This is a genomic window from Pontibacter sp. BAB1700 (genome assembly GCF_000277005.1).
Lineage (GTDB): Bacteria > Bacteroidota > Bacteroidia > Cytophagales > Hymenobacteraceae > Pontibacter > Pontibacter lucknowensis.
Genome location: NZ_AKIS01000149.1, coordinates 1 through 6,003 on the forward strand (window position 1 = coordinate 1; position 6,003 = coordinate 6,003).

Annotated in this window: 3 protein-coding genes and 1 pseudogene; 1 reads left to right on the forward strand and 3 read right to left on the reverse strand. The window is 47.7% G+C overall.

Annotated features, from left to right (window positions below):
* A pseudogene (locus O71_RS16510) lies at positions 1-436 on the forward strand (carbamoyl-phosphate synthase large subunit); the annotation flags it as partial.
* 54 nt (positions 437-490) lie between these two features.
* Here the strand turns inward: O71_RS16510 and O71_RS16515 are convergent.
* The 3 genes from O71_RS16515 to O71_RS16525 all read right to left on the reverse strand — a co-directional run bounded on the left by O71_RS16515 (position 491) and on the right by O71_RS16525 (position 5,898).
* The gene (locus O71_RS16515; protein ID WP_040574504.1) at positions 491-3,535 is read right to left on the reverse strand and encodes an efflux RND transporter permease subunit; all 3,045 of its coding nucleotides are present in this window, start codon (positions 3,533-3,535) and stop codon (positions 491-493) included.
* Between the two features lie 12 nt (positions 3,536-3,547).
* Complete coding sequence (locus O71_RS16520) at positions 3,548-4,657, reverse strand: efflux RND transporter periplasmic adaptor subunit (RefSeq protein WP_081490527.1); 1,110 nt, start codon at positions 4,655-4,657, stop codon at positions 3,548-3,550.
* A 137-nt stretch (positions 4,658-4,794) separates the two neighbouring features.
* A complete protein-coding gene (locus O71_RS16525) occupies positions 4,795-5,898 on the reverse strand; it encodes a DUF4221 family protein (protein WP_192811699.1) in 1,104 nt (367 codons plus the stop codon).
* Positions 5,899-6,003 lie beyond the last annotated feature (105 nt).

Consider the following 6,003-nt stretch of genomic DNA (forward strand, 5'->3'; position numbering starts at 1 on the left):
TCCTTTCGACCTGAGCAAGAACGTCATCCGCCAGATTGAGGACTATACCAAGCGCATCGCTTTGGCCCTGAACACGGTGGGTATCATCAATATTCAGTTTGCGGTAAAGAACGAAGTGGTATACGTGATTGAGGCGAACCCACGTGCGTCGCGTACTATTCCGTTCATCGCGAAAGCCTATCGTGAGCCGTACATCAACTTCGCCACGAAAATTATGTTGGGCGAGAAGAAAGTGAAAGACTTCACGTTCAACCCGCACAAAGAGGGCTATGCCATCAAAGTGCCCGTGTTCTCGCACAGCAAGTTCCCAGAAGTGAACAAGGAGCTCGGCCCTGAGATGAAGTCTACGGGTGAAGCGATTTACTTCATCGATGACTTGCAGGATGATTACTTTGTGAAAGTATACTCGGAGCGTAATCTATACCTGAGTGTGTAGTGCTTGAGGTAATATAGGAAAGCCCTCTTCTGAAAAGGAGAGGGCTTTTTGTTTTTAGGCGGCTACAGGTTGTTGTATGCTTTTCTTCTTGCTATAAAGAGCGGTATATAGGAGCGGAACAAAGAATGTAGCGGAAGCGGTGCCTACCGTTAAGCCACCAATAACCGATAGCACCAAGGGCCGCTGCAAGTCTGCACCAAGCCCTGAGGCGAAGAGGATCGGTAACAGGGCTAAAATGGTGGTAATGGAAGTCATCAGGATTGGCTTTAAAGATTCTTCTCCCGCTTTGGCTACAGCTGACTTTAGTGGCATTTGTTTGCAGAGGCGGTTGATATTGTCAATTTTCAGAATGGCATCATTCACCATTACGCCCAGCATCACCACCATGCCGATCGCTGACATGATGTTAAGTGACTGACCTGCCAGGTATAGAAGAAGTAGACTTCCAGCTATACCTAGTGGCAGCGTGAGCAGCACAATAATAGGTTGCAGCAGCGACTCAAACTGAGCACTTAGTATAAAGTATAGCAGTACCACCGACAGTAAAAGCACATAAAGCAGCTGCTGCAGGTTTTCCTGATCTTCTAAAAATTTACCAGCTACATTTACCTGCAGGCCCTGCTGAAGCGCATCTTCCTTTATGGTGCTAACTATAGGGGCAGCAGGCACGGCATCTGGTAAAAGCAAACTGTGATAGATGCCGTACTTGTCGGCTGTTATGCTCTGGTAGCTAGTGCTGTATTGCAATTCCACTAGTTGGTCCAGCGAGTATTCCTTGCCATTTGCACTGGAAGCAAAAGCGGTTGCGAGTCTCTTAGCCAGTGCCTGTTCGCTTTCCTGCAGCTTTACAGGTATAATTGTGCTGAAATCTTTAAGATCGGTTACTGTGACATTGCCAAAAAGGGAGCGGAGTTGACCTATTACTTCGTTATAGTTGATGTTGTAAGCGGCGAGCCTGTCTTGTCTTATACTGACGTTATAAACTGTCTCCTGCAGGGTGCCCTTGCCAGGTTGCGCTCCCAGGTTATTCTGTTGTGATAACAGACTGGCCTTATTTGTAACTGCCTGTAAGCTTCTAGCAGGTATGGGTTGGCTGCCGCTTGTGCCCCTCCATCTTAACTCGGATAGTGGCCGCTCGTCATTAAAAATTCGATCGAATGCATTAGGTGCATCGGTAGCCTGAACAACGGCTAATGGGTAACGTTCCTTAATTTTTTGCTGCAGAAGCGCAAGGCCCTGCTGCTTTTGCACGGCATCCTTAAACAGGACATAGAGTTGGGCTTCCTGTGTCGTGTTATTGCTCTCTTGCAGCAAAAACTGTTTGGAGCCTATCTCGCCCTCACTTTGCAAGGCAATAGCATTCAGCGATTCTAACAGCGCTGTTGTACGGTTTTTGTTTTCTTGCACCTCCAGCTGCTCATTCCAATTAAGGTTTATAACTGCGTCATGTTTGTCCAGGTATGGCAGGCCCTGCAGCGGAATAAGTCTGTAGAGCAGAAGAGATAGCGGGAGCAGTAAAAGCAGCAGGAACAAGTTCAGCTTGTGGCGACGCATTGCCTGATGGTGCAGGCGCCTGTACAGGGATAGTATGTGCAGGTATAGGCGACTGTCTTCGGCAGGTATAGTGGTGAGGTTCTTAAATAGCAGGCGATACAGCAAAGGGAGCAGCAGAAAAGACACTGCCAGAGAAGTTGCCAATATGGCGGCCACCGCCACAGCCTGATCAAAAAACAGTGCACCAGAAAGGCCATTCAGAAACACAAGTGGTACAAAAACAGCCAGTGTGGTCAGTACAGAGCTGGTGAGCGGGGCCATCATCTCGCGTGTGCCTTCTACACAGCTATCTAGTAGCGGAATGCCAGCTGCTCTTTTCTGCCCGATGCGGTTGGTTACAATGATTGCATTATCAATCAGCATACCCAGGCCGAGGGCAAGACCACTTAGCGAGATGATATTGACAGAAATGCCAAATAGTTGAAATACCAGAAAACTGAGCAGGAGCGATATTGGCAGGCTCAGGCCTACCAGCAAAGGAACCCTTACATTGCCAGAGAAGCAGAAAAGCACAATGAACGCAAAAAAACCGCCCCACAGCAAGCTCCCTTGCAGGTTGCCTATACTCTCCTGCAGCAACAGCGATTGGTCTTGTGTTACCTCAAAGTCTAGTTGGGGGTAATCCTGACGAAATTCATCTGCAATAGCATACAGGGCGGGCATCATCTTTGTCATCTGGGCCTGCGTCTGCTTGTGCACGGCTATCACCACTGCCTCCTGATTATTAAAGATATGATAACCTGTTGGTTGTACTTCACCTTCCTGTACCTTGGCCAGTCTGGAGATGGGAATAATATGCCCTGCTGGTGTAAGTACGGATAGCTGTGCTATGTCAGCTGGTGATTTTAATTTTGCATTGAGCTTAAGGTAATAGTGGTAATGCCCGTCTTTAACCGACAGCGCGCCTAACTCCTGATTATTAGCCTGAATTGCTGCCGTGATGCTGGCGATAGTTAAACCATAAGCACGGAGCGCTTTGTAATCAGGTTCCAGCACCAGAGCCCGTTGCCGCGTGCCGTTCAAATCTACTAGTGATACCCCTTCCAGTTGCTCCAGGCGCTTACGCAGTACTTTCTCCGCCAACTCCGATACCTCTGCCAGGGACTGCTTTTGTCTGGGTACTACTTGGATTCGGGCGACAGGTATGTCCGCTACGTTTAGCTTTATGATCTGGGGCCGCTCCATTTGGCGGGGCAGTGCACTCATCAGGCGGTCCAGCTTCTCGTTGGCCTCCAGATATGCCAGCTGCATGGAAGCACCGTGTGCAAAGTATAGTTTTATGGTGCCAGCCTGCGTTTCGGCAGTGCTCTCGATTTCCTTTAAGTTGGCGAGTGTAAGCATCGCGCTGCGTATGGGGCGCAGCACATTTTGCTCCATCTCTGCTGGGGCGGCATTAGGCAGGTTCGTTTTTATGACGAGCTGCGGCACTTCTGCCTCTGGTAAGAGTGAGAGTGGTAGTTTCCAGAGCGCCAGCACGCTAAACACCAGGAGTGCCAGCAGGGTCATAAGTACCGCGACAGGGCGTTGTAAGAGAAAGCGAAGCATATGCTAGCGGTATTAGAGGGGAGTAACAGTCAATTGCTGCTTTACTTGCACAGGTGTGTCATGTTCCAGTTGCAGGTTGTTTGCGACAATTACCTGGTCCCCTGTTTTTAAGCCTTCCAGCACCTCTACTTCCTGCTCGTTTTCGAGACCAGTGGTAACATAACGCCAGACAGCCATCCCTTCATGCGCAACAAATACTACCTTTTTACCACTGCGTAAGACGACAGCATCTTTTGGTACCACTATGGCTTTTTGTACAGGTACACGAATGGATGCCACTGTGTTCATGCCAGGAAGCAAGCCCTGAGGTTGCTGTACCAAAAGCTTCACCTGCACCATACCCTCGGCACTTACACTTGGGTTAATTTCATGTACAGAGGCTATGTATTGTTTGCCGCCGTTGGCAAGTGTATGAATATGGGCTTTTTGATTTAGCTGTAGCCGTAACGCTTCACTTTCGAGCACCTCAGCTGTGAGCAGCAGTTGATTGGCTGAGTAGAGCATGCAAATGGGATCTGTTGCACTTACTATGTTGCTTGCCTTTATGTTCAAGTCTGCTATTCTGCCTGAAAATGGTGCCCTCAACTCGGTGTGTGCCAGCGCTAGGGCTGCTTCTTGTTGCTGTAGCTGTGCCTCGCGCAAACCACTGCGTATAATAAGTCGCTCGCTCTGGCCCTGGTCTATCGATTCGGGCTGGCCGAAGCTGCCGCCGTAGTCCACTAGCAGGGCATTATAGGCTTCCTGCTTCAGGGCCGTTGAAGACTGTGCTTTTTTCAGCACCAGTTGCAGCGCATCTTTCTCTAGAGATGCAATAAGCTGACCCTGCCTTACATATTGACCATTCTTGACGTGCAGCTGCTGTAGGTATCCTCCTTGCCTGAATTGAAGCACACTCTGGTGCAGTGGCTCAATTTTACCATTGGCTTGCAGGTGGTACTCAAAAGTTTTTAGCGTTGCCGTCAGCACCTGTACTTCAGTCGGTGCTGCTGTGGCCTCCGCCGCAGTAGAAGCAGTGTCAGGTAATGCGGCAGTTTGATCGGACGCAGGTGCAGACGTACAGGCTGCACAAAATAACAATCCGCTCCAGGCTATAAGGCTTCTTCTCGTTAGCAACATCTTCATAAAGCTGGTAGTTTCTGCAATGGAACATTCGCATAACGCTGATCAAGGCTTCAGCAGCTGCGAGATTTGGGAATTTGGAATGTCTTAACAGTAATTATGTAGGTTTGACAGCAGATCTAATACATTGAGTACTACTCCTACTCAAACTTCAGTATGGCGAATGATAGCTGGTTTTGGCCCACACCATTATCTATAAGTCGGAAGTAGACACCCTCACGTCCAATAAGATAGTTTGAATCGTAGTTGCTGTCCTCGATTGGTATCTCAGCTAGAATCTTAAAATTCTCGTCCATCACAGTAAAGTACCTATTGTTTCTAACGTTCTGCAAGCCCTCGCCTTCTGTTTGACCCTTTTGCATACGGTAGTAGTGCTTGCGATAAGGGTCATAAGTAATGCGGAAGAACTGGCTGCTGTGAAAGGTGTGTTTTGTCTGCCTTCTGATATCTTCGTAATCGGCCAGCGTGGTAGGAGAGGTTTGGTTAGGAACGAAACGGCTGTCAGCGTGGTAATTTTGCTGCTCTCCAGTTTCTAAATCATAAGTATAGATGGCAGAAGAGATAGGATAATTGTAAACAAGTTTGTGACCTACAAGCGTGTAGCCTGGCTTGTCCAATTCGCCATAAAATTCCGTTCTATACTCTTCGGGAAACTTAACAGGTATAGGTTCTATGTTTCTACGAGGTAAGTTAACTAAGGCAAAAGCATTGTCATCATAAAACTCAGCCTGGGTGCGTTTGCCGCCTCTATACATGGGCACTATAAGTGAATTGCCCCCCTTGGCTAATATTAGGTCATTGCCTTTGCCATATTGCGTAACAATGCCATCAGGTAAGTTTATTCTGTACTTATCTAAATCGAGGCCAGAGAAGCTGACTTGGCTGTGGCGGCTCAGGGCATTGTAGTGTTGCAGGCGGTGCCCTTGCTTATCAACCACATACATAAAATAATTGCCATTAATAATGATGGAATCTGACACCATGGCAAACGGCCCCATATTCGATACCTTGTCTGGGCCATCTTTTGCGAGTGCTATGCTGCTGTTTTGCCCCTTCCCATCAAGGCTGATGAAGTCGATGGAGTGATCTAAGTGATTAAAGCCAGCAAACATCTCCTTGCCGTCTTCATTATAAATAGCGCAATCAAGTGGGTAATAGCTTAGGTAGTTGCCGCTGATAGAGATGTGCTTTTCTGTAAAAGTATAGGCAATGCTGTTTTCCTCCTCTGATTTGCAGGCAATCATACCTATGCTTAGGAGCATGCATATTAAGAGCTGTAACAGTGTTTTCATATGGTAGAATAGATTGTTATTATGCTTAACTTTTTATTAGAATCGAATAATGTAATA